Annotated in this window: 29 protein-coding genes; 4 read left to right on the top strand and 25 right to left on the bottom strand. The window is 68.8% G+C overall.

What is annotated here, in order from left to right:
* Positions 1–87: 87 nt before the first annotated feature.
* From IEY14_RS19685 to IEY14_RS19700, 4 genes are read right to left on the bottom strand one after another with little or no spacing between them, the layout of a single operon-like run.
* Positions 88–561 carry a hypothetical protein gene (locus tag IEY14_RS19685; protein ID WP_019996271.1) on the bottom strand — a complete coding sequence of 158 codons (474 nt, stop codon included), beginning with the start codon at positions 559–561 and terminating at the stop codon, positions 88–90.
* Positions 558–2,393, bottom strand: a complete 1,836-nt coding sequence (locus IEY14_RS19690; protein ID WP_051091530.1) for a MobA/MobL family protein — start codon at positions 2,391–2,393, stop codon at positions 558–560. Before IEY14_RS19690 ends, IEY14_RS19685 begins: the two co-directional genes overlap by 4 nt.
* Positions 2,390–2,848, bottom strand: coding sequence for a hypothetical protein (locus IEY14_RS19695; protein WP_019996272.1), 459 nt, complete (start codon positions 2,846–2,848; stop codon positions 2,390–2,392). Before IEY14_RS19695 ends, IEY14_RS19690 begins: the two co-directional genes overlap by 4 nt.
* Positions 2,849–2,880: 32 nt before the next feature.
* Positions 2,881–3,114, bottom strand: coding sequence for a hypothetical protein (locus tag IEY14_RS19700; RefSeq protein WP_019996273.1), 234 nt, complete (start codon positions 3,112–3,114; stop codon positions 2,881–2,883).
* A gap of 299 nt (positions 3,115–3,413) precedes the next feature.
* Between IEY14_RS19700 and IEY14_RS19705 the strand changes: the two genes are divergently transcribed.
* Positions 3,414–3,686: a hypothetical protein gene (locus IEY14_RS19705; protein WP_019996274.1), complete on the top strand. Its 273-nt coding sequence runs from the start codon at positions 3,414–3,416 to the stop codon at positions 3,684–3,686.
* Positions 3,683–5,797 carry a DotA/TraY family protein gene (locus IEY14_RS19710; protein ID WP_019996275.1) on the top strand — a complete coding sequence of 705 codons (2,115 nt, stop codon included), beginning with the start codon at positions 3,683–3,685 and terminating at the stop codon, positions 5,795–5,797. Before IEY14_RS19705 ends, IEY14_RS19710 begins: the two co-directional genes overlap by 4 nt.
* A gap of 79 nt (positions 5,798–5,876) precedes the next feature.
* On the opposite strand, the gene IEY14_RS19715 is transcribed toward IEY14_RS19710, so the two are convergent.
* From IEY14_RS19715 to IEY14_RS19780, 14 genes are all read right to left on the bottom strand, one after another.
* Positions 5,877–6,026 carry a hypothetical protein gene (locus tag IEY14_RS19715; protein WP_019996276.1) on the bottom strand — a complete coding sequence of 50 codons (150 nt, stop codon included), beginning with the start codon at positions 6,024–6,026 and terminating at the stop codon, positions 5,877–5,879.
* Between the two features lie 169 nt (positions 6,027–6,195).
* On the bottom strand, positions 6,196–6,468 hold the full coding sequence (locus IEY14_RS19720; RefSeq protein ID WP_019996277.1) for a hypothetical protein: 273 nt from the start codon (positions 6,466–6,468) through the stop codon (positions 6,196–6,198).
* A 59-nt stretch (positions 6,469–6,527) separates the two neighbouring features.
* Entirely contained in the window at positions 6,528–6,710 is a 183-nt protein-coding gene (locus IEY14_RS19725) for a hypothetical protein (protein WP_019996278.1), read from the bottom strand.
* Positions 6,707–7,144, bottom strand: coding sequence for a hypothetical protein (locus IEY14_RS19730; RefSeq protein WP_019996279.1), 438 nt, complete (start codon positions 7,142–7,144; stop codon positions 6,707–6,709). Before IEY14_RS19730 ends, IEY14_RS19725 begins: the two co-directional genes overlap by 4 nt.
* Positions 7,144–7,413: a hypothetical protein gene (locus IEY14_RS19735; RefSeq protein WP_019996280.1), complete on the bottom strand. Its 270-nt coding sequence runs from the start codon at positions 7,411–7,413 to the stop codon at positions 7,144–7,146. The genes IEY14_RS19730 and IEY14_RS19735 overlap by 1 nt, the downstream gene beginning before the upstream one ends.
* The gene (locus tag IEY14_RS19740) at positions 7,410–7,799 is read right to left on the bottom strand and encodes a hypothetical protein (protein ID WP_019996281.1); all 390 of its coding nucleotides are present in this window, start codon (positions 7,797–7,799) and stop codon (positions 7,410–7,412) included. The genes IEY14_RS19735 and IEY14_RS19740 overlap by 4 nt, the downstream gene beginning before the upstream one ends.
* A 90-nt stretch (positions 7,800–7,889) precedes the next feature.
* Positions 7,890–8,573 (bottom strand): hypothetical protein, encoded by a 684-nt coding sequence (locus IEY14_RS19745; protein WP_019996282.1) that lies wholly within the window; start codon positions 8,571–8,573, stop codon positions 7,890–7,892.
* 94 nt (positions 8,574–8,667) lie between these two features.
* The gene (locus tag IEY14_RS19750; RefSeq protein WP_019996283.1) at positions 8,668–9,138 is read right to left on the bottom strand and encodes a hypothetical protein; all 471 of its coding nucleotides are present in this window, start codon (positions 9,136–9,138) and stop codon (positions 8,668–8,670) included.
* Between the two features lie 107 nt (positions 9,139–9,245).
* Positions 9,246–9,554, bottom strand: coding sequence for a hypothetical protein (locus IEY14_RS19755; RefSeq protein WP_019996284.1), 309 nt, complete (start codon positions 9,552–9,554; stop codon positions 9,246–9,248).
* Positions 9,555–9,659: 105 nt separating this feature from the next.
* Positions 9,660–10,238: a hypothetical protein gene (locus tag IEY14_RS19760; protein WP_019996285.1), complete on the bottom strand. Its 579-nt coding sequence runs from the start codon at positions 10,236–10,238 to the stop codon at positions 9,660–9,662.
* Between the two features lie 47 nt (positions 10,239–10,285).
* On the bottom strand, positions 10,286–10,849 hold the full coding sequence (locus IEY14_RS19765) for a hypothetical protein (RefSeq protein WP_019996286.1): 564 nt from the start codon (positions 10,847–10,849) through the stop codon (positions 10,286–10,288).
* A gap of 92 nt (positions 10,850–10,941) precedes the next feature.
* Entirely contained in the window at positions 10,942–11,373 is a 432-nt protein-coding gene (locus tag IEY14_RS19770) for a hypothetical protein (RefSeq protein ID WP_019996287.1), read from the bottom strand.
* Positions 11,374–11,462: 89 nt separating this feature from the next.
* A complete protein-coding gene (locus tag IEY14_RS19775) occupies positions 11,463–11,708 on the bottom strand; it encodes a hypothetical protein (protein ID WP_188911597.1) in 246 nt (81 codons plus the stop codon).
* Between the two features lie 554 nt (positions 11,709–12,262).
* A complete protein-coding gene (locus IEY14_RS19780) occupies positions 12,263–13,318 on the bottom strand; it encodes a hypothetical protein (protein WP_019996289.1) in 1,056 nt (351 codons plus the stop codon).
* A gap of 21 nt (positions 13,319–13,339) precedes the next feature.
* Here IEY14_RS19780 and IEY14_RS19785 point away from each other — a divergent pair, with 21 nt between their 5' ends.
* A complete protein-coding gene (locus IEY14_RS19785) occupies positions 13,340–13,615 on the top strand; it encodes a hypothetical protein (protein WP_019996290.1) in 276 nt (91 codons plus the stop codon).
* 352 nt (positions 13,616–13,967) lie between these two features.
* Positions 13,968–14,423: a hypothetical protein gene (locus IEY14_RS19790; RefSeq protein WP_019996291.1), complete on the top strand. Its 456-nt coding sequence runs from the start codon at positions 13,968–13,970 to the stop codon at positions 14,421–14,423.
* A gap of 167 nt (positions 14,424–14,590) precedes the next feature.
* Here IEY14_RS19790 and IEY14_RS19795 read toward each other — a convergent pair whose 3' ends face one another.
* From IEY14_RS19795 to IEY14_RS19825, 7 genes are all read right to left on the bottom strand, one after another.
* Positions 14,591–15,610, bottom strand: coding sequence for an HD-GYP domain-containing protein (locus tag IEY14_RS19795; RefSeq protein WP_060577651.1), 1,020 nt, complete (start codon positions 15,608–15,610; stop codon positions 14,591–14,593).
* Between the two features lie 15 nt (positions 15,611–15,625).
* The gene (locus tag IEY14_RS19800) at positions 15,626–18,787 is read right to left on the bottom strand and encodes a sensor domain-containing protein (RefSeq protein ID WP_162141918.1); all 3,162 of its coding nucleotides are present in this window, start codon (positions 18,785–18,787) and stop codon (positions 15,626–15,628) included.
* Positions 18,788–19,098: 311 nt separating this feature from the next.
* Complete coding sequence (arsK, locus tag IEY14_RS19805; RefSeq protein ID WP_244498137.1) at positions 19,099–20,346, bottom strand: arsenite efflux MFS transporter ArsK; 1,248 nt, start codon at positions 20,344–20,346, stop codon at positions 19,099–19,101.
* Complete coding sequence (locus IEY14_RS19810) at positions 20,343–21,653, bottom strand: arsenic transporter (protein WP_019994463.1); 1,311 nt, start codon at positions 21,651–21,653, stop codon at positions 20,343–20,345. The genes arsK and IEY14_RS19810 overlap by 4 nt, the downstream gene beginning before the upstream one ends.
* Before the next feature lie 22 nt (positions 21,654–21,675).
* Positions 21,676–22,401, bottom strand: a complete 726-nt coding sequence (gene arsH, locus IEY14_RS19815) for an arsenical resistance protein ArsH (protein WP_188911599.1) — start codon at positions 22,399–22,401, stop codon at positions 21,676–21,678.
* Positions 22,398–23,252 carry an arsenate reductase (glutaredoxin) gene (gene arsC, locus IEY14_RS19820; protein ID WP_019994461.1) on the bottom strand — a complete coding sequence of 285 codons (855 nt, stop codon included), beginning with the start codon at positions 23,250–23,252 and terminating at the stop codon, positions 22,398–22,400. Before arsC ends, arsH begins: the two co-directional genes overlap by 4 nt.
* Positions 23,243–23,596: an ArsR/SmtB family transcription factor gene (locus tag IEY14_RS19825; protein WP_019994460.1), complete on the bottom strand. Its 354-nt coding sequence runs from the start codon at positions 23,594–23,596 to the stop codon at positions 23,243–23,245. The genes arsC and IEY14_RS19825 overlap by 10 nt, the downstream gene beginning before the upstream one ends.
* Positions 23,597–23,702 lie beyond the last annotated feature (106 nt).

Here is a 23,702-nt window from a genome sequence, read left to right on the forward strand (position 1 = left end):
GCGAGCCGCGAGAGCGGTGAGTCCTTGCCGGGCGGCATCGGACCACCCCGTCGAGTCCTTGCGGCGAGAGGGTGCCGGGCGGCCGTTTCAGATGCCCGCCAGACTGCGCTTGCCCATCCCGCGAACAGCGAACCCCCCGGCGAGGGTTTCGCTCCCCTCGACGGGTTCACCGGACACCGCGGCGAGAAGGCATCGGCCGCGGGCGCGCCAGTCCGACAGGCAGCGCTCCGGGGCGCGGTCGGCGGCGACGAATAGGCGCCGCCATGCCGACAGGTCGTCGTCGGCGAGCGTGACGAAAACCGCCTGTAAGGCGTCGTCGCGTGCCACCGTGAGGTCCCGGCCAAGGACCGCGCACCACGGCTCGCCCGGCTGGCGGGTCCGCCGCCACGGCCGGCCGGAGGTAGTGGCCTCGGCCTCACTACCGGCGAGGGTCCATGCGCGGAGGCGGTCGTCGTAGATGACCCACTCCGCAGCGGTGCGTCCGGCGGCACGCTCGCGGGTGTACCGCCGGAGCGCGACGGCATCCCGGCGAGATTCGAGGATGGCGGTCGCGCCGGTCACGTCGGCCGCCGCTCGTAGTCGTCGGCCGGGGCCGGGACGTCGGGCTGCGCGACGACGGTTGCCGCTTTCGGGTCTCGCTCCAACTCGACCTTCCCGAGCTTGCGGAAGGCCGGGAGCGAGGCCGTCACCTCCTCGCGGGCGGACTTGGCGAGTTCCGCCCGCTGGTCGTCGTCCAAGTGCGAGGCGACGAAAGCCCGGAGGTCGGGGTCCAGCTTGCGCAGCGCAGCCACGTCGCCGGCGGCGGCGGACAAGAGGACATCGGCCTCGCGGGTCTCGCTGCGCACCGCGCGGAGTTTCGTCGCGGTGTCGGCGACGGAACCGGACTCGGCTGCCCAGGCTGCCGCGACGGCGGGCGGCGGGACGTAGCCTGCGAGGTCGACGCCCTGGCGCTGGCACTCCGTCCAGAGTCTGGCCTGCGCTTCCGGAGGCCATGGACCATCGAGCTCAAGGGTGCTGCCCCAATCCTCGGCGGCCTTGCTCGCGAGGGCGCGCAGCGCGGCGTCACTGACCGGCCCGACGAGGTCCACGTGGTCGCCGGAGTCCAAGAGGCGGCTGCGTCCGCCGAGGCCGACGCGGACCCCGGCAGGCGACTCCACCACGTCGGCGAATCCGCGGCGCCTCCAGCGATCGGCGAGACTGATCGCCTCGTCCTCGGGCATGCTGCCCTTGCGGCGGCCCTTGCCCGGCTTCTTCGCCGCAGCGGTGCGCGCGAGGCGGTCGATGCCGTAGCCCGTCGACTCGCCGATGGCCTCGGCGAGGGCGGCGGCAGCCGGGCTGCGCGCCCCCCAGACGGTCACGGTGCCGGACTCGTCGTCGCTCTCGACCCATGCGCCGTCGCGGAGCAGCGCGCGGGTGCGGCGCGGGTCGCGCACATCGACCATGTAGAGCGCGGCTGCCGTGTCGGGCGCGAAGTCCGCGTCGGGGAAGCGGTCGCGGAGGATTCCGAGCTTGTAGTCCTGCTGGTGTGGGGCCTTCGTCTTGCGGTCGGGAGCGCGGGCGAATCCGCGTGCTTTCAAGGCCATGTCCATCTCCGTTCGGGTGAGTTCGTTGTCCAGCTTCTGGGTCTCGCGGATTCCCGCGACGACGGCGGTTCGTCGATCATGTCGATGCCGCGTTCGGACCGCGGCCATGCGGCGCTCGCCCATGGGCGGCTCGGGGGTCCGGGGATCGCCGCGGGCCGCATAGCTCCGGTGGTCCGCGCGCCGCTTAGAACCAGCGGCGCGAAGGTGCGCGTTGATGACCCCGGCGATGCGCTCGCGCTCGCGCGTCAGGGCATCACCTCGGGCGCCGCCGCCGTGGCTCCCGCCGGACGTCAGGAGGGCGTTGACGGCCTCGTTGCGTTTCGCCGCGAATCCGGTCGGGGACGCGGGGTCGAGCTTGCGGACCGTGAGGAGCATGTGGACGTGCGGCTGCTCGCCGCGATCGGCTGCACGCGGCTCGTGGAGGGCCACGTCGGCTACGGCCCCGACCGCGAGATAGGGTTCCGCAACGTCGGCGATGAACGCGCCCCACGCGCTGCGCGGAAGGTCCCGGGGGATCGCGACTTGGAGTTCGCGGGCGGTCTGGGCATCGCGGCGGCGCTCGGCGAGTTCGACGCGCGACCAGAGCTGTTCGCGGTCGAAGACCCAGGCGGGCGCCTCGGCGGGAGCCATGACGTAGGAATCAGTTACGGCGCGCTTGCGGGAGTAGTCCCACACCTGACCGGTGCGGGCGTCCGTCAGGCGGGCGGCGGCACGGTAGGCGGCGGCCGCGACCGCGCTCTTGCCGCGCGATCGCTGGATGACCGACGCCCGGATGTGGCACAGGGCCTCGTGGTCGCGGAGCGAGGTCATGGCGCCGCTTCGCGAAGATCGAGCCTACGGAGAAGCCCCTCGCCGGCCTGCGAGGCCGGGGTGAGCCACAGGCCGGCGGTGCCGACCTTCAGTGCGATGCGATCGCCATGCGCGATCGCGCGGACCCCGAACGATGCCAAGGACTCGTCCATCGACCGGACCATGTACCCGTGCCCGAGGCGCCAGTTGTACGTCAGGAGGTAGACGGCGCTGGGCCTCGGCTCGTTGTGCATGGACGCGATGCGGTTGCCGACGAGCGAAGGCAGCCCCGCCGCCATGAGCTCGGAGTAGGTCGGCCCGGTCAGGTACGTCGCGCCGGGACGTAGGGCGAGCATCCCCTCGGCCGTCCATTCCGGCGCTGCGGGGGCGGGCGGCATGGGCGCGGACATCGCCTCGATCGGCACGAGCTTGCCCCGGAAGACGTAGTCGGCGGCGCTCGTGGGCGGTGCGGTCATGAGGACTGCGGCAGCGAGGAGGAGCGCTGCTCTCATCGGTTGCCCCCTGCACCGTAGTCCAGCGCCGCGAGCGTGGCGTAGAGCCTCGCGCAACGAACGCGGTACTCGGGGTCTACGACGGCTGCGGCCGTCTGCACGTATGTTGCGGCCTCGGCGAGGTCGTCCGCGCTCGCGGTGCCGGAGGCCAGGAGGTCCGCCTGGTACTCGCAGGCGAGCGCGTAGCGCGACCGGGCCGCGTCCTCAAGTCTCGTCAGAATGTCGTCCATGTCGTCCCTCCACGCCGGCGACGGGGAGGACCAGCCCCGCAGGGCGCGACGTTCGCAGAACGTATAATCGCGCCCTTCGGGTTCTCCCGGTTTCCCCACGCAGAGCGTCAGGCGCCGATTTGCGCGACGCAAGCCGACGCCGAACCATGGCTGTCGGGCGCTCCGCGTGGGTGCCTGCGGGCCGCACGAAACCTCGCAAAACTGGCGGTTGGCCCGCTCGGAGCGGAAGAGTTTTCCGATCCGCGCTTCGGATTCCGCCGGCGGCGATGAGTCGATCGGCACGAACGGGAGGACACCGCATGGCACTCGACCTCAACCGGCTCGCGCAGAAGAAGGCGCGCCTCGAAGCGGCCCTCGCCAGCGCGGACACCGCGCTCCGGGAAGCTCGCCGCCGCGACGACACGAGGCGCAAGGTCGTCCTCGGCGGCGCCTTGCTCGCGGCGCTGCGCGACGGCACTGCGCCGGACTGGATTCTGTCGGCGCTGGTTGGTCGGATGCAGCCGCGGGACGCGGCCTTGTTCGCCGACATGGCGAGAGGTCCCGTGCCCGAGTTCGAGGGGGCGGGACAGTGAGCCCGGCTGACCTCCTGAAGGAACCGCCCGCGACGGACGTGGGGTGGCGGATCGTCACCACCATCCTGCCGCTGTCGTCGGACACCACGGCGTTCGCGACCGTCGTCCGCTACCTCTCGGCCGGCCTGCTCGTCGTCGCCTGCGGCGTTCTCTCCTACGCCCTGCTGTCCATGGTCCTGCGCGCGGCCGAGCGCGGCGAGGCGCTGTCCGAGCGCCAGTCGGGTGCGGCGGCGATGATCCGCGTCGTCCTGGGCCTCGGGTGCCTCGTGCCGGTCGCGGGCGGCCTGTCCGTCGTCCACTACGTGCTGCGGGACGGGTTCGCGCGGCCGGGCCTCAACATGGCGAACGCGGCCGCCGCCGGCGCGGCGGAGTACGTGCTGCGCGACGGGCATCCGCTCTCGCCCGTGTCGGCGAACGGCCGGGACGTCGTGCTCGCGGTGATCGAGTCCGAGGTCTGCGCGCAGGCCTATGCCGCCGCGCGGGCGAACCAGATGATCGAGGGCGACGGGGCGGCGGTGCTGCCCCCGCCGGCCGGCATGGATGTCGTCTCGCCGGCTCGTGCAAGCTGGTTCCCGTGGGGCGAGGACCAGCCCGCGCGGGTGACGGGCTACGCGTGGTCGTGGGGTCCGGCCTGCGGGTCGCTGTCGCTGTCGACGGCGGACGCGTTCGGCGCCGGAGAGTTCGGTCACGCGCGGCGTGCGGCGGTCGCCGCGGTAATCTCGGAGGCCCGCGCGATGGCGTGGATTCCGCGGCTCGCGGAGGCGGTCAAGACGCTGTCCGAGACCCATGTCGCGGGGCCGGACGCGGAGACGGCCTACGCGCGGCTCGGCTACCTTCGAGAGGGCGTCGATGCCGCGCTGCGCGAGGCCGGCGAGCGCTACGACCGGGGCCTGTCGGCGGTGGCCGCCAAGCTCTCGAACGGCGACGACGGCGACATGCGCACGCTCGTCCTCCGGGACATCGAGGAGCGGGGCTGGTACGCGCTTGGGAGCTACTACCGGACCTTGGCGCACTCGTCGCTCGTGTCCGCCGAGGCCGTCGCCGAACGCGCGGAACGCACCAAGCCGGACCCTGCGGCGTGGGAGACGCTGGACGGGGCGGTCGGAACTGCCCTTGCGACGTTGGACGGCCAGCTACGGCGTGGAACCGCGCTCGCCGCCCTCTCGACGAGCGAGGCGCTGACGGGGGACGCGGCGCAGGGAAGCAACCTCCTGTCGGCGGTCGTGGAGTCGATCACACTGCCCGTCACCGACTACCTGACGGGGTACGACGGCGTGCGCGTCGATCCCATGGGGGACCTGATGTCGCTCGGGTCCCTGCTGCTCGTGTCTGGGCAGGCAGCCTGGGCCACGGCGCTTGTCGCCTATAGCGGCAGCGCGGTGTTCGGCGGGATCGGCGGCGGCCTGCTCGACTTCGTGATGCTGGCTGGCTGGCCGCTGATCGCGGGCGCCGTCGTCGTCGGGGCGATGCTCTGCTACCTCGTGCCGCTCGTCCCGTTCATCTACATGACGTTCGCGCTGGCCGCATGGGCGTGGGAGGTCGTGAAATCGGCGATCGCGGTTCCGATATGGGCTTTCCTACACGTGAGGCTGGACGAGCCGGAGCTCGTCGGACAGGCGCAGCGTCAGGGCTACGTCTCCCTGCTGGTCGGCGTGATGCTCCGACCGATCGTGACCGTCGGCGCCTTCGTCGCCATGCACATGATGAACGCGGTGATCCTCAACGCCTTCCTGGAAGGCTACAACGCCGCCTTCAAGTCCTCGCAGGCGGGCCAGACGATCGGGGCGGTCGGGGTGATCGTGTCCGTCGTCGTGATGCTCTACGTCCAGTGGTCCATCATCCAGTGGTCGTACCGGATGGTCACGCAGATGCCCGCCAAGGTCGCCGAGTTCATCGGCTACAGCGCCTCGTCGTGGGGCGACGACGACGCCGGGAACACGGTCGTCGCCGGGGTCACGGGCGGCGCCCGCCACGTTCCGAAGCCGGGCGGCGGAGGGTCCGGCAGGACGGGCGGCGGGTCAGAGGACGGCGGGCACGGCGCGAAGGCCGGGATGAAGCTCGGGGCGAAGGCTGCGGCGACGGCGGCCGGCGGCCCCGGAGCGGCGGCCTAGGTGCTCGAGGACGCGGCAGACATGCGAAAGGGCGCCCCATGCGGGCGCCCTTCGTCGTTCCCGGCGAACCCTGCCGGCCTTAGCCGTAGAGGGCCTTCCAGACGGCGTAGACCACGACGGGGGCGCTCAGGAGCATGACGGGCGGCAGGGCCATCAGCCCCATGACCGCCAGCGCGCGGACCCAGCGGCTGCGGATGCCTGCGGTGATCTGGATGGCTGCCTGTCCCATGGTCGTTTCCTCGATCTGCTGGCCGCCCCGGCGGCCGTTCCGGCCTCGACCAGCGGCATCCCGGCCGGGGGTAGCTGCCTCGCCGACGTGTCGGCGACGCTCGCGCTTGGGCATCGGCGCCCGCGACCGAGGATGCCGTAGAGGCGTTACGGAACGGCGTCCAGGCGGCTTAGGATTCGATCGGATCGGGCTTGCTGACAGCAGGCAACGCGGCCCTGCGCTCGCGCTGGGATAGGGTCTGGGCCTCCGCGGTGTAGTGCCACGCGGCGATCCCGCCGACCATCCACCAGCCAGACTCCATCGCGTCATTCATGCTGCCCGTCCAGAACAGGAGGCCGCCGTAGGCGAGCGCGACGGTCCCGCCGAGGTAGCCCGCGGCGAGGACGAGGCGCCGCGTCCAGGGGCGGCGGTGGAGGGCGTTGGTCAGGACGATCGGCAGCATGGGGGGCCTCCTTGGTGGTCGAGAGACCAGCGTGCGGCGCGGCCGTTCGGGCGTCCAGGTCAGACTTCGTCGGCGAGGATTCCCGCCAGTCTCCATGCGACGGTGATGGCCTCGTGGCAACGCCGCCCGAGCGCGAGGTCGTCGTCCGAGGCTCCGGCCTCGTCGCGCAGCTTGAGATACGCGTCCTCGGCTTCGCGCATCTCCTGCCAGAGCGATTTCCGCAGATCGGAGTACGTGGTCATGAGCATCCTCCTGCGGCGAGCGCCGGATCGCGATGGACGAGCATCCAGGCATCGCGCGCGGCCCGCGCCATCGCGGCGCCGATCGTGTCCTCGATCGCGTCGGCCAGAGGCGGCATGTCGCCGCCCGGAACGACGGCCAGACCCTTCTCCACCGTCGCCCGCCAGCCGCTCGTCGTTGGTGCAACGGTGAGGAGCAGCCTCGGCCGCTCGCGGCCGGAGCCGTCGTCGTCCGCGTCGGCCTCGCGCGGGTCGGCGGCACCGACCATCGCGGCGCTCCACTCGCCGCCGGTCTCGTGCGTCCAGTGCGTGAGACGGAGGTCGGTGCGCACCGCGACGCCGAGGGCGACGGCGGCTGCCGCGGCATGGACGGGCGCCTGGCCGTAGCGGATGGCCAGCGCTTGGCGGATGACGGCGTCGAGTTGGTCGTCAGTCATCACATCACCCCTTCGAGAAGCGGCGTCCCGACCGGGGTCGTCTCCGCCTGGCCGCTGTGGAGCGACCAGCCCCGGCGGAGGTGCGTGGCGAGGGCCGCCCTCGCAGCCATCGGGGCGCCGGCGGACGCGAGATCCGCCAGTCGCTCGTACCCGGTCTCGGCCAGCCGGGCGGTCTCGTGGTCGGGCAGCGGCACGGTTCCGGCTTCGGCGCAGGCGCGCTCGTAGCCGGGGCGGTCGATGTACCTGAGGAGGTCTGCCGGCTTCGTCATCGTGCCGCCTCCTGCTCGCCCTGCTCCCACATGTCGGCGGCGAGGTCGCGCGGCTCCCAGAGGTAGCGACGGTAGAGGTCCATCTTCGCCGCGATGTCGTCGGCCCGGCTCACGACCGACACCGTGCCCGGCTGCCCGGCGGGCGGGTAGAACATCGCGACCGCCTCGCCGTCGTCCACGCACAGGTGGACGGTCCAGCCGCGCGGCACGCCGGCGACGTGCTCGACGGCGATGCCGGTCATCGTGTGGGGGTACGCGTCCGACCAGTAGCGCGCGTCCCGGGAGCGCAGGTTCACGCGCATCCAGTCGGACAGGCTGTCCCACTTGTCGGCATAGGGCGGCCGCTCGCCCTCGCCCGAGGGCGTCAAATCTCTCTCGATGTCCATAAGGGTCTCTCCGGGGAACCGCTCCCCACCAAGCCGCCGCGGTCGTCGCGGCGGCTTGGTGGGGAGCGGCGGGCCGTAGCCCGCCGGCGCCTAGCGCGCCTCCAAGGCCGCCTCGATCACCTCGTGGAAGATGCCGGCGAGCACAAACTCGTTCAGCCGCTTCCCGGCACCTGGTGCTTCGTCCCCGACCTCCTCGAACATGAGGGCGTACAGCCGTTCGACATGTTCCGATGCCATCGACCCTACCGCGGCCTCGACGGCCTCTCTGTCGCGCTGGGCCACCAGGACGTTCACGCGCGCCTGGAAGGTGTCCTCGTAGAGCGCCGCATCTGCGGGGGTCAGTTCCGAGAGGAAGCCCGCCTCGGCCAAGGCCGCGCGGAGTTCGGGCTGGTACGTCTCGTCCTCACAGTACGCGGCGTTGGAGGGGTCGAAGCCCTCTTCGTCGTAGCAAGCCGAAACCCATTCCTCGGCATCGCGCCCGGCCATTTCCGAGGCGGTCGTGTCGAGCCACTCCTCGCGCCAAGCTGCGTTCACGTAGCCAAGGTCGACGTCGGCGATAGCCGCTTCCAATGCCTGTCGGGCCTCCTCCCGCGACACGCCGAAGCGGGCCGCGAGCTTGTCGGCTTCGTCGGATGCATCACCGTCGAACTCGAACTGGACGAACTCCTCGACCGACGAGAAGCGGTCGTTGACGTAGGTTCGTCCGTTGGCATGCACGTCATCGTGCGCGGACAACGCGTATGCTGCCGCTACCTTCTCGATCGTCTTTTCCATGGGTCTCTCCGGGGAACCGCTCCCCACCAAGCCGCCGGGCCGATGACCGGCGGCTTGGTGGAAGGCGGCGGGCTGTGGCCCGCCGGGGTCGTCGTCAGGCGGCGGCTTCGGCAGCGGATCGCTGGCGGTAGGTCCCGACCTCAATGCCGAAGCGCGCTACGAGGTCATGGTCATGAGCCTCGTAGGTGCCCTCGGGCATCCGCACGGCCACGAAATCACCCTCCTGGCGCTGGCGGTCGGGCACCCGTTCGACGGTGACTGGCTCCCCTCCGATCTCCGAGAGCTGGCGCGCGGCATCGGCGATCGCGTCCTCGTCGTCGAATTGGTCCGACTGGACGTGCACCGTGCCGCCGAGCGTCAGGAGCAGGACAGGAGCGAACTCGCTGTGCAGTTCCGCGACATGCGCCGCGTCGATCTCCTCGTCGGTGATCTCGGCGGAGACGCGGTAGAATTCGCGGATGGTGGGCGCGTCGTTGCGGGCGTTGATGGCCCCGGACGCGATGCCGTCCCGGATGGCCTGCCTTAGGTCGTGGACCTGGGTGATGGTGGTCTGCTGCTCGTCCATGCTGCCTCTTGTCGGGGTGCGAGTGGTGCCGTCTTGGCCGTCCCTCTCCGGGCCGTCGCAATGCGCGGCGGCCGGGAGAAGGGCGGGCATGGTGCCCGCCCGGATCGTCAGGCGCCCTCGACCGCGAAGAACCGCTCCACCGTCTCGGCGTCGGCATGCTGCTCCGCGAACTCACGGGCCCCCTCGACGGTGATGGGGATCAGGCCTTCGCCGCCCTGTAGGCCGCCACTCACCCGCTCGGCCCATCGGGACCGCGCGCCACCTTCCCCAGCGAGGAAGAAGCGGCCTCCGGACGTGCGGTAGAGCGTGGTGTCCTCGTACTCGAAGTCGCGGGGGTAGCCGCGTTCGTAGCGGCAGACTGCCTCGGCCTTGGTCGTGTCGTAGCGCAGTCCGCCGACGACCTTCTTGATGCCCATAGTGTGCCTCCTTGTGGCTGGTTCGAGGGTTCTGGCCGTCCCTCTCCGAGCCGTCGCGCTGCGCGGCAGCCGGGAGAGGGGCGGGCTGGGTGCCCGCCCAGATCGTCAGGCGTTCTCGATCTCGGCAGCGTTCTCCCGGACCTCCCGCAGGAAGGCGCGGACGTTGCCCACAAGCATGACCTCCTGCGCGATGGCATTGGCCCTGAGCGTGGCCTCGATCCGGGCGAGGTCATCATCGGTCGTGTCCGGCGCGATGCCGAGGTCGCTCACCGTATCTCCGACGTAGTAGTGGAAGTGCTCGATGCTGGCGGCGCCGTCCTCGCCGAACCCACGCCTTCCCGCTTCGGTCCTGATGTTCTCCAGGAGTTCCAAGGCCTCCTTGGTGAAGGCGCCGTCCTCCGCACCGTCGAGGATCGTCCCAAGATCGGGCACGAGGCGGCGGAGGAGCGCAACCAAGGCATCGCGGCGAATGCCGCCGTAGAGCGGAATAAGCGCCTTCGCGAACCCGCCCTGTGCAGGGCTGTAGGGGTCCGTGATGTCCGGCAGGAGTTCGAGCCCCCCGGAAGGGAAGAGGCCGATAGCCGCGGTGCGCGGCTCATCGGAATTCGAGGTGTGAAGCGGCGCGCCCCAGGCTGGGCCGCTCCGTTCGAGGTGCTCGACCGTGATCTCGATGATCGACTGCATGTCAGCGATCTCCGTGGTTTGACGCGAACGCCGCCAGCGCCTCAGCCTTAGTTTCGCCGAACGGCATGTCGTCGGCCGGCCTCTTGGGGATCGGCGAAAGGCAGGTTCTCGAGTAGCGCCTGCGAGCTGCGCTCGAATTCGTCGGCGCATTCAATGATCGTCCAGGCGAGGGACTGCTCGAGGTCGGAAGCCCCGAGAACGAACAGAAAGCTGGTCCTTCTGGCGTCGGGCATCATGACGGAGGTGAGCCAGGGCAGCCCCCTGGGGGCTTCAGTCGGAACGGAGCCGAGCGCCGGCTCGGCCAAGGCCTGGGTGACCAGCCACATCCCGGGGGCGGCCTCCTCGCTCCAGGCGACACAGCAGGAGGAAATCCAAACATCCTCCCTCCAGATCTCGAAGGCCGCGCCTCCGGGCTCGCAGCAAGGGACCATGCGGACGTCCCATCCGAGGACCGGTCCGCCTCCGTCAAGGACGACCGGCTTCAGCTTCTCGACGACGTGATCCTCCACGTCGGTCCGCTCCATCCGCAGCGTCTCTCCGGTCACGAGCGTCAGGAACTCGAGCGAAATCGTTCGGGGCGACGTAGTGTCGCCCGCGTTATGAATGGCCATTGATGTGTCCTGTGTTGGAAGGCTTTGCCCTTCTCCCGACGGTCGCGCTGCGCGGCGGTCGGAAGAAGGGCGGGCACAATGCCCGCCCGTGGTCAGGCTGCCCGGCGTCGGGACGCGACCCACCGCCAGAGGTCCGACGCAACGCGCTCAGGCTCAGTCAGGTACTGCTCGTAGTTGAGCGACTTCAGCAGTCTTTTCGACTCGCACTGAACGGCATCTTCGAACGATCCGTCGACGTGTCGAAAGTAAGCGCCCACGTTACCGTTGTCGGCCCAGAGGTAGGTCGTCCAGCCCAACGGCACGCCCGGCACGTTCTCGAGCTGCACCCCGGTCCGGGCGTGCTCGAAACCTTCCAGCCACAGCATCGGCTGCTCTGCAAGGACGACGACGCGCTGGTGGTCGTCGAGCAGGTCCCAGGCGTCCTCTTTGGATTCCAAGCCGTACTCGGACAGCGCGTCGTAGGCGCCCGTAGCCAGGAGCACGCACACGGTCCTCGCGTCGGGTTTCGTGAAGTCTGCTTCCATCAATGCCTCCTATGATGGTTGTCGAAGGGACGGTAGCTGCCCCTCATCCGACCGCTCCCATGAGTGGAGGAGTCGGAGGAGCGGCAGCCTCAAGCCGCGCCGCAGCGTCCGTCCATCGCTGCCAGGGCCTGCGCGAGGACCGCCCCAACCTCGACGCCCAGACGATCAGCTTCAGCGGTGAGACGATCTGCGGGCTCGGCCGGAAGCCGGAGAAGGCGGGTGGTGGAATGCCGACGGCGGTAGCGGCGGGAGCGCTCCGCATCCGTCATCGCCCGCTCCCCGATCGGCATGGCCCCGCAGCGGCGGGCAGGGGGAAGGTTGTCGGTCTCGTTCATCGTTTGTCGCTCCGTCATGTGTCTCTCCACAAAACGTGGCGTGGATCGAAACGGGCGTCAACCGGGTAAGCGATCGAAAATGAAGAAGATCGAGCATGAAACTTCCCGCAGACAAACACCCCTAGTGTCTGCGGGAAGTTTCCTCGATCCGTAACGAACTTATCCGTTGGCGCGGAATTGTTGACAGTACGCCCAGTGCGTCGAACTGAACTTGAATCCTTGCCGTAGTCGAAGCGACGCAATCCAGAACAACTAGATTTTAACCTAGGACTTGCGGTGGATCGGCGTAACGGACAGATAATGTACGTATCGAAGGATTCGATAGCGTTGCACTGGTGCCGACGGCGGCGCTGAGCGCGAGTGGACGTGGTTGCGCCTCGTCGCCTTGCCCTTCCACCACTCTCCGAGTGGGACGCCAGTCGATGGCCCAGCGCAGACGACACAACGGCGAGGCAGCCCAGGCGGTTGAGAGGGAAATGCGTTCGACGGGAAGAGTGTGATCCGGTACCGAGAACCATCCCTGCTTTTTTACTATAGACCATACTCCCCACCCCTCAGGCCGCAGGCTCACCGGAAGGCCAGTTCGCCCGGACGGTCTTGCGGTCCTTGCCGACGCAGCGCGCGATACCTGAGACGGTGACCGGCTCCCCAGCGGCGCGGGCCGCGTCGATCGCCTCGCGGATCGCGTCGGCCGAACGGCTGCGGCGCGTAGCATGGGTGTGGCGGGCACCCACCGCCTGTCGTGCGGACGTGCCGTTGAGCTGCGCCACCGCCTCGGCGCAAGCGCCGACGTCGCGAGCTGCCCGGAGCGAGCATTTCGAGGGGTCCCAGTGGTCGGCTGCGTAGGTCGTCACCCGGTAGAGAATCGCCTGAGCCTGCTTCGGATTCCCGGCGCTGGCACTCGCCCCTCCGACGAACTCGCGGAACAGCCGCTCGGCGATGGCATCGCGGTCCTTCATCAGGATTGCGCGCACGTAGTCGGCATCGCCGGCACGGTGCCACGTTCTCAACGCCTCGAAGGCGAGCGCCTGAATATCCGTGAAAAGCGCGTTGGACGCCTTCTTCGTCATGCCGGAGAGGCCGGCCGCAGCCTCCTTGGCGAGGTCGCGTCGACGTCGGGACGTGTCCACCCATTCCGCCCACTCTCCGAGGGTCGGGAACACGGTCTCGTTCCAAACCCGGATGTCCCAGAACGGGCTCAAGGGGTTCTTGATCTTGGTCGGGTTCGACAGGCCGCCGGGGTCGGCGCCGAGCGGGAGGAAGGCGCGCGTGATCCCGGCGAGCACGCCGCGCCATAGGTCCATGATGTCCCGGCGGCAACGCGGATCGTCCGAGAACCAGACGCCGGCTCCGTAGGGCAGAAAGAACAGGACGTGCGGGCGCCTTACGCGACCCTTATCGTCCTCGCGGCCGACGACGACGGACGGCAAGCACGGCAGCGCCAGTTCCTCGACCGCGAGGTAGAGGTCGCCCCACGATTCGAAGATGCGGTCGAGGTCGATCCGCAGGACCGCGCGGACGGTGCCGTTGACGTGAACGTATGGCTCGTCCAGCCCGAGGAGCTTGGAGTCGGTGGACCAGACCGCGCCCTTGTCGCGCCCAACCTGCATCCTGCTCGTCCGCGGGATCGCGTGAACGAGCCGGCGCAGGACGTGGTGCCGGGCGGATCGCAAGCCCTGTTCGATGAAGGCGTCGCGGTACTCGCCCGCGACCTCTCCGCCGAAGTGCTGGAAGCCGATCGCAAGCCGCCGATGGATCAGGTCGCGGCGGCTGGCAGCAGCGGCTACGAAGAGTTCCGCTCCGGGCTTCAGGGGGCCGCGAGACGGCTGCTTGCAGTCCGCTACGACGGCGCGGACCCAGGCTTCCTCTTCCCAGCGCGTCTCGAACTCGCGGACGGACGCGGGTAGCGAGGCGGACCCAAATTGTTGACACGCGATTTGGACAGAGTGGGGCGTCGGGGAGGCTGGGGTATGTCCCAGCCCGCAAGTCAAACGTGTGCCGCCAATAGATTGACGGCATCCAGCATGGACGCCATGATTCTCTCGCCTCTATGGACCCCCGCCGAGCGCCTGGCAGCGCGATGACGCGGGGGTATCCATTTCAGGCTGTCGCCGGTGCTCGCGGGCGTCAAGCGCGGATGTGGTGGCGGCCGTCACGCCGATCCCGCCCGCGACGGGGTCGCGACAATGCGAACGATCCGGGCAACTCGCGGTAGGGGGCACCGTGCGAAGGTGGCGGCTCCACCAGACAGGAGCCTCCATGCGCCACGCCGCCCGCGTATCCCTCTTCGCTATTCTCGCGCTGTCGTCCACCGCCGCCGTCGCCGGCCCCGACCTCGATCGCGCTACGAAGGTAGGGGCTGCGCGCGGCGTCGAGCGCTTCGGGGCTATCTATCGCGAGGGCGGGATCAGCGCGGCCGCGGATGCCGTCCGGACCTGCTACCGGTCGCCCAAGGCCAAGGGCGGGGCCGGAGGGCTGGCCGAGTGCGCGGCGCTCGACGTCGCGGCATCGGTCGCCGACCTTCAAGCCAGGATGAGCCTAGGTGTTCCCCCGTACCCCTTCTTCGCGGGCGCCGCGATGGAGAGCCGGGTCTCCGCGGGGCTCAAAGCCGCCAAGCTGCCGAAGTCGGCCCGCGCAAGCCTAGACCGTGCCATCCTGGCGGCGATGGAGGGGCCGGAGGCGGGGTCGGCGGACGACGGCTACATGGACGAGTGAACCGCCCCGACCGGGCGCCCGTGCGGAAGACGTAACGAATTTCTTCGTGACGAGCTTGGGTGGAAAGGCGACGGTCCGCTTCGTGTGACCTTGGCAAAGAAAGCGGACGCGTAGGACGCGGTTGTTGTTGTGGAATGGCACCCACTGAATGAGGGATCGCGTTTTAGTCAGGCAGCTCGGGGGCCGAGATCGGCGCCGGCTTTTCGTAAGTCCTGCTCGGCAACGCCGATGCTTTGGAAGAAGCGCAGAAGCAGCACCGGATCGAACTGGCCGTGCCAGCGCGACATGCGGGCCAGCGCCGTCTTGGTCGACCAAGGGTCCTTGTAAGGGCGTATCGAAGTCACGGCGTCGTAGACGTCGCAGATCGATAGAATGCGCAGCGGCAGCGAGATGGCAGCGCCCGCTAGGCCGGACGGATAGCCGCGACCGTCGATACGCTCATGGTGATGCAAGCACAGATCGCGCACTAAGTCGGGCAGGTCCCGCTCGTCCTGGAGGAGGTCGTAGCTCGCCTGCGGATGGGTTTGCATGAGCGCCATCTCTTCGCCCGTCAGCTTACCCGGCTTGCCCAGGAGCTCGGACGGGATCGTGATCTTGCCGATGTCGTGGAGAAGAGCCGCGATGCTGAGGTTCTGGATGGTCTGTGCGTCGAGGCTGAGGAACCGAGCAAAGTGCGTGACCAGCGCGCAGACCGCGACGGAGTGGCGGTAGCTATACTCGTCCTTCGACTTCAGCCGCGTCATGGTCAGAAGCGCGCGCGGGCGCTCGCGCACCGCCGTCTCGATGTCGGCGACGACCTCGTGCACAACGGCTGTGTCGAGCCCGTCGCCTGCCCCCACCGTCTCGAACAGCGTGCGCAGTTTGCGCGTGGTCCGGTGCAGCATGGCGGCCGCGCGGCGCAGCTCGCGCTCCTCCGACGTCGGGAGGCGGGATGTGGGGGCGGCCCGCTGTGCGGCGACGCGCCGGCTCCCGCCAAGTGCGAGCGCCGATGAGGCCTTCAAGGGACCGACCCCCTTCGACAGATCGATCACGAGGCTCGTGATGGCACTCTGTCGCAGACGAACAAGGTCCCTTGGCTGCGCCAGCTTGAAGCTGCGCGTCCAGAACGGACTATCGAGCCAGTTGCCGTCGACGCGGTGGACGAACATGCCCACCCGAGCCTGTTGTATCGTAATCCGCAGCAGCATGGGTCCGGCTGCGCCTCAAAGGGACTTCGCGAGGAGTCGGCGCATGGCGTCCGCAGGACGCGGCTCGGCTGACAGGAAGGCCACGAGTTTGGCGTTGCGATCAAGACGAAGCGTGAGGATGTCGCGGATCGCATCGTCATCGTCCGCTTGGCTGTCGCCGTTTCGGCCAAGACCCAGCGTGCGTTCCAGGCGCGCAATTTCCGCGACGCTCGCGTGCCCGATGCGTTCCAAGTCACTGCGCGTCTTGGCGTCAATCAGGACATGATCGACAGGCCAGCCATCGCGCCCGCTTGTCAGGTCCTCGCCGACGACCTGGCCCTCGACAACGACGCGCACCCCCATCTCGCGCAAAGTGGCGAGGTCCGCGCGGATGCGGTCTAGGTCGAGGCGCCCGAAGCCCTTGGCGATCTGTAGCTCGAGCCGTGAGGCCGGAAGGCCCGTCTCACGTAGGGCCAGAGCGACGGAGCCCGGAAGGTCGCCGCTCAGCATCTGCACCGAGGAGACGGGAACCGATACGGTGACGAGCGGCCAGGAGGCGGCTGCCTTGGTGGCCGCGCGCAACGCCCAGTCGCCGAGCGGCACCACGAGACCGCTCGACTCCGCCAGCAGCATGAAGGCGGGCGCCGTCATGCGTCCGCGCTCGGGATGGTTCCACTCGATCTGAGCCTCGACCGCTTCCAGCACACGGTCCTCGGCGGTGAAGCGGGGACGGAAGAAGAGCTCGAACTGCTCAGCCTTGATGCCGAACTGCATCTCATGGGCTAGGTGGCGGCTTGCCACCGTTTCCTCAGACGAGACGGCGTCCGAGAAGAACGTGTGGGTGCCGCGATGGCTGCCCTTGGAACGATAGAGCGCGACGTCGGCGTGGCGCAGCAGTTCCTCGGCGTCCACCGAGTCCACCGGCGCCTGTGCGATGCCAATCGACAGACCAACGGTCAGGCTCGTTTTCTCGTGACGGATCGGATCGCTGACCGCCGCGATGAGCCGACCAGCCAACTCGGCTGCGGCCTCACGCGACAGGTTCGGCGCCACCACGACGAACTCGTCACCTCCGACCCGGGCTGCCATCTGATCGACCGACAACGTGAGCTTGAGACGCGCCGCAATCTCGCGCAGCACGTGGTCGCCGACATGGTGTCCGAAAGTGTCGTTGATCGGCTTGAAGTGGTCGAGATCGAGATAAAGGACTGAGAGCGTTCCGTCCGGCTCGGCCAGAGCCTCGTCCATGAAGCGCGACAGGCCGAGGCGGTTCGGTAGCCCTGTCAGGCGGTCCTGCACCACCTCGCGCTGAGCCCGGGTCAGGTTTTCGGCGAGCTGCACATCGGCGGTGATGTCGGTCGCGATCTTCACGACCTTGAAGGGCTGACCGTTCAGGTCGAGGATCGGGTTGTAGCTCGCCTGGATCCAGACCTCGCGACCGTCCTTGGCGGTGCGGCGGAACTTCGACGACAAGAACTGACCCTGGCGAAGGTCCTCCCAGAATTGACGGTACTGGTCGCTCTCGGCCATGCTGGGATCGACGAACATGCGGTGGTGACGACCCACGACCTCGTTATGCGTGTAGCCCATGGCCTCGAGGAAGTTTGCATTGGCGTCCGTGATCGTGCCGTCCATCGTGAACGATACGACGCATTGCGACTTGGCGATCGCTGCGATCTGACCCTCGTGGTCCGACTGGCGCAACTTCTCGGCCGTCACGTCGCTCGCGGTCTTGACGATCTTGAAGACGCGCCCGTTCATGTCGAAGATCGGGTTGTAGCTCGCCTGGAGCCACACCTCGCGCCCGTCGCGGCAAAGACGCTTGAACTCGCCGCTTCTGTGGTTGCCGGCGGCCAAGTCCGTCCAGAAAGCGGCGTAGTCCGCACTCTCACGCTCGGCGGCTGAGACGAACATGCGGTGATGCCGGCCGCGCACTTCCGACAGACGGTAGCCGGTGAGCTGGAGGAAGTTGTCGTTGGCGTCGAGGATCGTGCCGTCGAGGGCGAAGGACACAACGGCCTGCGACTTATGGATCGCCGCGATCTGACCCTGGTGGTCGGCCTGGCGCAGCTTTTCGCGGGTGATGGCGGTGGCATATTTCACCACCTTGAACGGCACCCCGTCCTGGTCGAACACCGGGTTGTAGGTCGCTTGCAGCCAGAGTTCCGAACCGTCCTTGGCGCGACGCTTGAACTCGCCGCCGCGATGGTGCCCCTCGCACAGGTCGCTCCAGAAGACCTCGTAGTCGAGCGAATGGGCGTAGGAGGGATCGACGAACATGCGGTGATGGCGCCCCTCGATCTCCTCCATCCGGTAGCCGGTTGCGCGAAGGAAGTGGTCATTGGCGTCCGTGATCGTGCCGTCCATAGCGAAGCTGACCACGCATTGCGACTTGTGGATCGCGGCGATCTGCCCTTCGTGATCGGCCTGGCGCAGCTTCTCAGCCGTGACGTCGGTCGCGTACTTCACCACCTTGAAGGGGCGCCCGTTGACGTCGAGGATCGGGTTGTACGTGGCGCGCAGCCAAACCGGACGTCCGTCCTTGGCAAGGCGACGATACTCGCCCTCGCCGTGGTGACCGGCGGCCAGCCGCTTCCAGAACGCGGCGTATTCCTCGCTCGCGGCCTCGGCGGGGTCCACAAATAGGCGGTGATGGCGGCCTTGGATTTCCGTGAGATCGTAGCCGGTGGCTTGGAGAAACAGCGCGTTGGCATCCAAGATCGTGCCGTCCATGGCGAAGTGGATGACGGCCTGTGAGGTGTTGATGGCAGCGATCTGGCCGCCTTCGTCGGCCGAGCGCTGCCGCTTGGCGGTGATGTCGCGCAGGAACACGACGATCTCCTGGAGTGCGCCATTCCCATCGTGGATGGGCACGAAGCTGGCTTCGGCCCAGAAGGGCGTGCCGTCGCGGCGCACGCGGCGCACCTCGCCCGTGTAGGGCTCGCCACGCTCGATCGCACGCGTCACGGCGTCCTCGCCTCCACAGCCGTCCACGGCCCCATCCGTTGTCGCTTCAGGCAGGAGAATGGTGCGGCTGCGTCCCGCCAGGTCCCAGGCGCGATAATCGAAGAGTTCCAGAAACAGGGCATTGGTGCGCAGGATCGTCCCGTCTGGCGCGATTGCCACGCGTGCGACAAGCTTATCGAGCGCCTTCATGTCGGCGGGCATCAGGCGCGTCTCGGTGATCTCTTGCAGCACGGTCGTATCCTCGGTCTCATACAAGCGTGAGTCGCGTGAGCCGATCTTTGGCATAGGGGTTCATAACGATCGGTAGATCGCGTTCCAATGATTCCGACTGCTGGTAAAGGAACGGCAAATAAGCCTTGTCAGACTTTTGGTCTATGCGATCAGAGCGTATACCGCTGCTTGAGAATTGCAGCCTCGGAGGACGCACGACGAGACTCCGTCGTCTCGAATGGGACGATGGAGGATGGACCGCCTTAGCATCCCCGTTTCCGCAACGCCGATCGCCTTTGAAGGTGGAAAGGTGACTGTCCGCTCTGGAGCAGTTACGCGTTAGAGCTGACATCCGTCGACGCGTTCGAGGGTGCGCAGGCTGCTTCCTTGACGAGGAGTCTGACGGAGGCAAAGGCAACAACCGCCCCGCAGCCGAGGAGCGCCGTGACCAGCAGGCCGCCGCCGACGCCCATCCAGTCCGTCGCGAGAGCGAAGGCGAACGGCGCCGCTGACCCGACGATCAGCCGTATGGACGTGACCCGCCCCTGCAACGCGCCGTACCCCTCTGGCCCGAAGAGCGCGAGCGGCAGGGTGCCTCCGACGATGCTGTAGAGGCCGTTCCCGAGGCCGAACAGGGCGGCGAAGACGGCAGCCCCGACGGGCGATGGCGCAGTGGCCGCGAGGAGGACCAGCGAGGCAGGCAGAAGGGCTGCGGAGATCACCGCGAGCGCCAGCGGTGACAGGTCCCGCCCGAACACCATGAGGGTGAAGCGGCCCGCGACCTGCGCCGGCCCGAACACGGCGCTGACCATGACGCCCGCGAGGCCCAGCCCAAGCGCGGACAGGATCGGCAGCATGTGGACCAGAACGGACGAGACCACGAGGCTCTGGAAGGCGAAGGCGACCCCCATCAGGAGGAAGGCCCGGGACCGGAGATGCGGCGGCACGAGGCCCCATGCCGGGGCGACGGGGGCAACAGGTTCAATTCCGGCCACCAGGAGCTCCGAGGCCTTCGGCCGACGGGCCAGCCACAGGTGGATGGGGAGGCAGACCGCGAGGTTCATGGCCGCGAAGACGAGATAGACCTCCCGCCACGACATCGTCCCGTGAAGCCATGTCGTCAGGGGCCAGAACAGGGTCGAGGCGAACCCGGCGATCAGGGTGAGGGTAAGGATGCTCCGCTGCGCCGTCTCCGGGTGACGCTGGACCAGCAGCGGGAACGCCGCCCCGTATTGGACGAAGGTGGACGCGACCTCGATGGCGACGAGGGCGAGGACGAAGGCGGGGGCAGCGGGAGCAAGGGCAGCGGCGACCAGCGCAACGGCGGCCGCGACGGAGCCCGCGGCCATGACGCGACCGGCGCCGAAGTGGTCGAGCCAGCGCCCCGTCCAAGGGGCGACCAGCCCGCCCGCGAGCAGCGCGACCGAGAGAGCGCCGAACACCCATTCGGTCGGCCACCCGATGTCTTGCGCCATCGCGGGGGCGAGGATGCCGAAGCTGTAGTAGAGGGTCCCGTAGCCGACGATCTGGCTGACCCCGAGGGCGGCGATATCCGCCCAAGGGCCTCGCGGGCTGCTCACCGCGACGAGACGAGCGGCAGCCACACCCAGAGGGCGGCGAGCGTCGCCAAGAGCACGGGCGGGGTCAGGACAAGACCGACTTTCATATACTGGCCCCAGGTGATCCGCTGCCCCTTGCCCGCGAGGACGTGCAGCCACAGGAGGGTCGCCAGCGAGCCGATCGGCGTGAGCTTCGGGCCGAGGTCGTTCCCGACGACGTTGGCGTAGACCATGAGCTCGCGGGTCAGGGGCCCTACGTCGGCCCGATCGATGGCGAGCGCCCCGACGAGGGTCGCCGGCATGTTGTTCATGACGGAGGCGAGCACCGCCACTACGAACCCCGTGCCGACGGTGGCGATGAACGTGCCCCGGTCGGCGAGCCAGCGCAGGGCGCCTGCCGCGATGTCGGTCAGGCCAGCGTTCCCGAGGCCGTAGACGACGAGGTACATGCCGATCGAGAACAGGACGATCTGCCACGGCGCCCCGCGCAGGACCTTCGACAGGTCGATCACCGCACCGCGCCCGCCGGTGAACCACCGTCCCGCGACCGCCATGAGGACGAGGGCGGCGGCGCCGGTGACAAACGCGATCGGCACGCCGAGCGGCCCCGTCACGAAGTATGCGACGAGCAGGAGCCCGAGGAGCGGGAACGCGGTGCGGAACACGGCCGGGTCGCCGATGGCGCTGCCGGGGGCTTCGAGCCGGCCCACGTCGTAGGTCGCCGGGATGTCCTTCCGGAAGAACGCCCAAAGGACGAGGAGCGTCGCCGCCAGCGAGACGAGGTTCACCGGCACCATGACCGCGGCGTAGCGGCCGAAGGACACATCGAAGAAGTTCGCGGTGACGATGTTGACGAGGTTCGACACCACGAGTGGCAGGCTGGTCGTGTCGGCGACGAACCCGCAGGCGACGACGAAGGCGAGCGCCCCGGCCGGCGGGAAGTCGAGGCGCAGGAGGATGGCGAGCACGATCGGGGTGAGAAGCAGCGCTGCCCCGTCGTTGGCGAAGACGGCGGCGATCGCCGCACCCAGCAGAACGACGAGCGGGAACAGCCGCCGCCCGTTGCCTCCGCCCCAGCGGGCGACGTGGAGAGCCGCCCAAGTGAAGAACCCGGCCTCGTCGAGGACGAGCGAGATGACGATCAGCGCGACGAAGGTGAACGTCGCGTCCCACACGATCTTCCAGACCGTCCCGACGTCGCCCCAGCCGACGACGCCGGTCGCCAACGCGACGGCAGCGCCGGCGAGCGCCGACCACCCGATGCCGAGGCCCCTCGGCTGCCAGATGACGAGGACGAGGGTGGCGACGAAGATCGCGAGGGCCAGCATGGACGGTCCGGAGACAAGAGGATCAGAGGGTGCGCTGGTTGACGCGCTCGGACAGCTTCTCGGCGCTCTCGACGCGCTCGGAGTAGCGATCCGTCAGGTGGTCCGAGCGGCCGCGTACGAGGTGGGTGAACTTCACCAGTTCCTCGCAGACGTCGACCACGCGGCTGTAGAGGGCGGACGGCTTCATGCGCCCCGCCTCGTCGAACTCGAGGAAGGCCTTCGGCACCGACGACTGGTTGGGGATCGTCACCATGCGCATCCAGCGGCCGAGGATGCGCATCTGGTTCACGGCGTTGAAGGACTGCGAGCCGCCCGACACCTCCATGACGGCGAGCGTCTTGCCCTGCGTCGGACGCTTGGCGCCGAGGGCCAGGGGAATCCAGTCGATCTGCGCCTTCATGATGGCCGTCATAGCGCCGTGGCGCTCCGGGCTGACCCAGACCATGCCCTCGGACCAGTCGGCTAGGTCGCGTAGCTCTTTCACCTTCGGGTGGTCGGGTTCCGCCCCATCGGGAAGCGGCAGACCGCGAGGGTCGAACGTGCGCACCTCGCAGTCGAACCAGCGAAGCAGGCGGCCGGCCTCCTCGGACAGGAGGCGGGAATAGGACCGCTCGCGGATCGAGCCGTAGAGGACGAGGATGCGCGGCGGGTGCGTCGGTGCGCCGGGGCCGGCGAGCGCGTCCACGTCGATCGGGCGAAGCTGGTCGAGGTCCGCGGAGGGCAGGTCGCGCGCGGCGGGGTCTGTCATCGCGCGGTCTCCTTCCGCCACAGCACGGCCGAGGCCGAACACAGGCCCATGGCCTGCCGGGTCGCCAGCACCGCGGCGGGAGCCTCCGTCCGTTCGACGCGGCGGAAGCCGAGCGCCGCTAGGAAGGTCCGTTCCCCTGTCGTGAAGGCGAACGCGTCGGCTGCGCCTTGCCCGCGACCACGCTGCATCAGGTCAGCCGCGATCGCGCCGCCGACGCCGCGCCCGCGTTGCTCGGGAACGACGACGATGGATCGCAGGAGGACGGCGGCGCCGAGGGGTTCGAAGCCGCCGATCCCGACGAACTCGCCGTCCTCGGTGGCGTAGCGCAGGAACACCCGGCCGGGCTCCGCCACGTCCTCGGTCGGCAGCCCCGCCGCGGACAGGAGGCCGACGAGGCCGGCCGGATCGTCGACGGCGGTCGCGACGAGCGTCGGGATCATGCCGGGGTGCCTCCGACAAGTCTCCCCGTCCTCCTTGGTGAAGGTGGCGACGGGGTTGGCGAGAAGCGGCAGCACCTTCTCCGAAGGGCGGCAGAGCGCGGCGCCCTTGTCCGTCACGACGATCGGACGGTTGATCAGGATTGGGTGCGCCATCATGGCATCGAGGAGGGCGTCGTCGGACAGCGTCTGGTTCCCGAGGCCGAGTTCGGCGTAGGGCGTGCCCTTCTCGCGAAGGAGGTCGCGCGGGCGGATGCCCATGGCGTGGATCAGTTCGATCAGCCGCTCGCGGCTCGGGGGAGCCTTCAGGTACTCGACGACCTCCGGCTCCTCGCCGGACTGTCGGATCATCTCCAGCGTGTTGCGGGACGTGCCGCAGGCGGGGTTGTGGTAGATCGTGACGGTCACGAGCATGTCTCCGACGGGCATGACGGGGCGAGGAGGTCGGCGCCGAAGTTCCCGCAGATTGCCGGGTTCCCCGAACAGCAGTCCTCCGTCAGGAAGGCGAGGAGCTGGCGCATGTCGTCGTAGCTCGCCGCGTAGAGGATGCGGCGCCCATCTCGCCACGAGCGCAGAAGCTTGGCGCGTTCCAGCGTCGCGAGGTGAAAGCTCATCCGCGTCGGCGGGATGGACAGCGCCTCGGCGATCTCCCCGGACGGCATTCCGTTCGGGCCGGCCCGAACCAGCATCCGGAAGGCCGCGAGGCGGTCGGCGTGAGCGAGGGCGGACAGGGCGGCAACGGCTGAGTCGTCGTTCATCCCTACGATATTGCAAATATCGTTGCAGTATTCAAGTGAGAAAGAACGGACGTCGGTGTTGCCGAGCGTGACATCCGTCCCCTCGAGGCCGGCAGGAAGCTGCCCC

This window comes from Aureimonas endophytica, from assembly GCF_014642635.1.
In the GTDB taxonomy this organism is placed as follows: Bacteria; Pseudomonadota; Alphaproteobacteria; order Rhizobiales; family Rhizobiaceae; genus Plantimonas; species Plantimonas endophytica.

Bases quoted from the DNA above. Each gene is read 5' to 3' on its own strand.
- IEY14_RS19690 (WP_051091530.1), bottom strand. From the start codon at position 2,393: ATGACCTCGCTCCGCGACCACGAGGCCCTGTGCCACATCCGGGCGTCG.
- IEY14_RS19695 (WP_019996272.1), bottom strand. From the start codon at position 2,848: ATGACCGCACCGCCCACGAGCGCCGCCGACTACGTCTTCCGGGGCAAG.
- IEY14_RS19700 (WP_019996273.1), bottom strand. From the start codon at position 3,114: ATGGACGACATTCTGACGAGACTTGAGGACGCGGCCCGGTCGCGCTAC.
- IEY14_RS19705 (WP_019996274.1), top strand. From the start codon at position 3,414: ATGGCACTCGACCTCAACCGGCTCGCGCAGAAGAAGGCGCGCCTCGAA.
- IEY14_RS19715 (WP_019996276.1), bottom strand. From the start codon at position 6,026: ATGGGACAGGCAGCCATCCAGATCACCGCAGGCATCCGCAGCCGCTGG.
- IEY14_RS19720 (WP_019996277.1), bottom strand. From the start codon at position 6,468: ATGCTGCCGATCGTCCTGACCAACGCCCTCCACCGCCGCCCCTGGACG.
- IEY14_RS19725 (WP_019996278.1), bottom strand. From the start codon at position 6,710: ATGACCACGTACTCCGATCTGCGGAAATCGCTCTGGCAGGAGATGCGC.
- IEY14_RS19730 (WP_019996279.1), bottom strand. From the start codon at position 7,144: ATGACTGACGACCAACTCGACGCCGTCATCCGCCAAGCGCTGGCCATC.
- IEY14_RS19735 (WP_019996280.1), bottom strand. From the start codon at position 7,413: ATGACGAAGCCGGCAGACCTCCTCAGGTACATCGACCGCCCCGGCTAC.
- IEY14_RS19740 (WP_019996281.1), bottom strand. From the start codon at position 7,799: ATGGACATCGAGAGAGATTTGACGCCCTCGGGCGAGGGCGAGCGGCCG.
- IEY14_RS19745 (WP_019996282.1), bottom strand. From the start codon at position 8,573: ATGGAAAAGACGATCGAGAAGGTAGCGGCAGCATACGCGTTGTCCGCG.
- IEY14_RS19750 (WP_019996283.1), bottom strand. From the start codon at position 9,138: ATGGACGAGCAGCAGACCACCATCACCCAGGTCCACGACCTAAGGCAG.
- IEY14_RS19755 (WP_019996284.1), bottom strand. From the start codon at position 9,554: ATGGGCATCAAGAAGGTCGTCGGCGGACTGCGCTACGACACGACCAAG.
- IEY14_RS19760 (WP_019996285.1), bottom strand. From the start codon at position 10,238: ATGCAGTCGATCATCGAGATCACGGTCGAGCACCTCGAACGGAGCGGC.
- IEY14_RS19765 (WP_019996286.1), bottom strand. From the start codon at position 10,849: ATGGCCATTCATAACGCGGGCGACACTACGTCGCCCCGAACGATTTCG.
- IEY14_RS19770 (WP_019996287.1), bottom strand. From the start codon at position 11,373: ATGGAAGCAGACTTCACGAAACCCGACGCGAGGACCGTGTGCGTGCTC.
- IEY14_RS19775 (WP_188911597.1), bottom strand. From the start codon at position 11,708: ATGAACGAGACCGACAACCTTCCCCCTGCCCGCCGCTGCGGGGCCATG.
- IEY14_RS19780 (WP_019996289.1), bottom strand. From the start codon at position 13,318: ATGCAGGTTGGGCGCGACAAGGGCGCGGTCTGGTCCACCGACTCCAAG.
- IEY14_RS19790 (WP_019996291.1), top strand. From the start codon at position 13,968: ATGCGCCACGCCGCCCGCGTATCCCTCTTCGCTATTCTCGCGCTGTCG.
- IEY14_RS19795 (WP_060577651.1), bottom strand. From the start codon at position 15,610: ATGCTGCTGCGGATTACGATACAACAGGCTCGGGTGGGCATGTTCGTC.
- IEY14_RS19810 (WP_019994463.1), bottom strand. From the start codon at position 21,653: ATGCTGGCCCTCGCGATCTTCGTCGCCACCCTCGTCCTCGTCATCTGG.
- arsH (WP_188911599.1), bottom strand. From the start codon at position 22,401: ATGACAGACCCCGCCGCGCGCGACCTGCCCTCCGCGGACCTCGACCAG.
- arsC (WP_019994461.1), bottom strand. From the start codon at position 23,252: ATGCTCGTGACCGTCACGATCTACCACAACCCCGCCTGCGGCACGTCC.
- IEY14_RS19825 (WP_019994460.1), bottom strand. From the start codon at position 23,596: ATGAACGACGACTCAGCCGTTGCCGCCCTGTCCGCCCTCGCTCACGCC.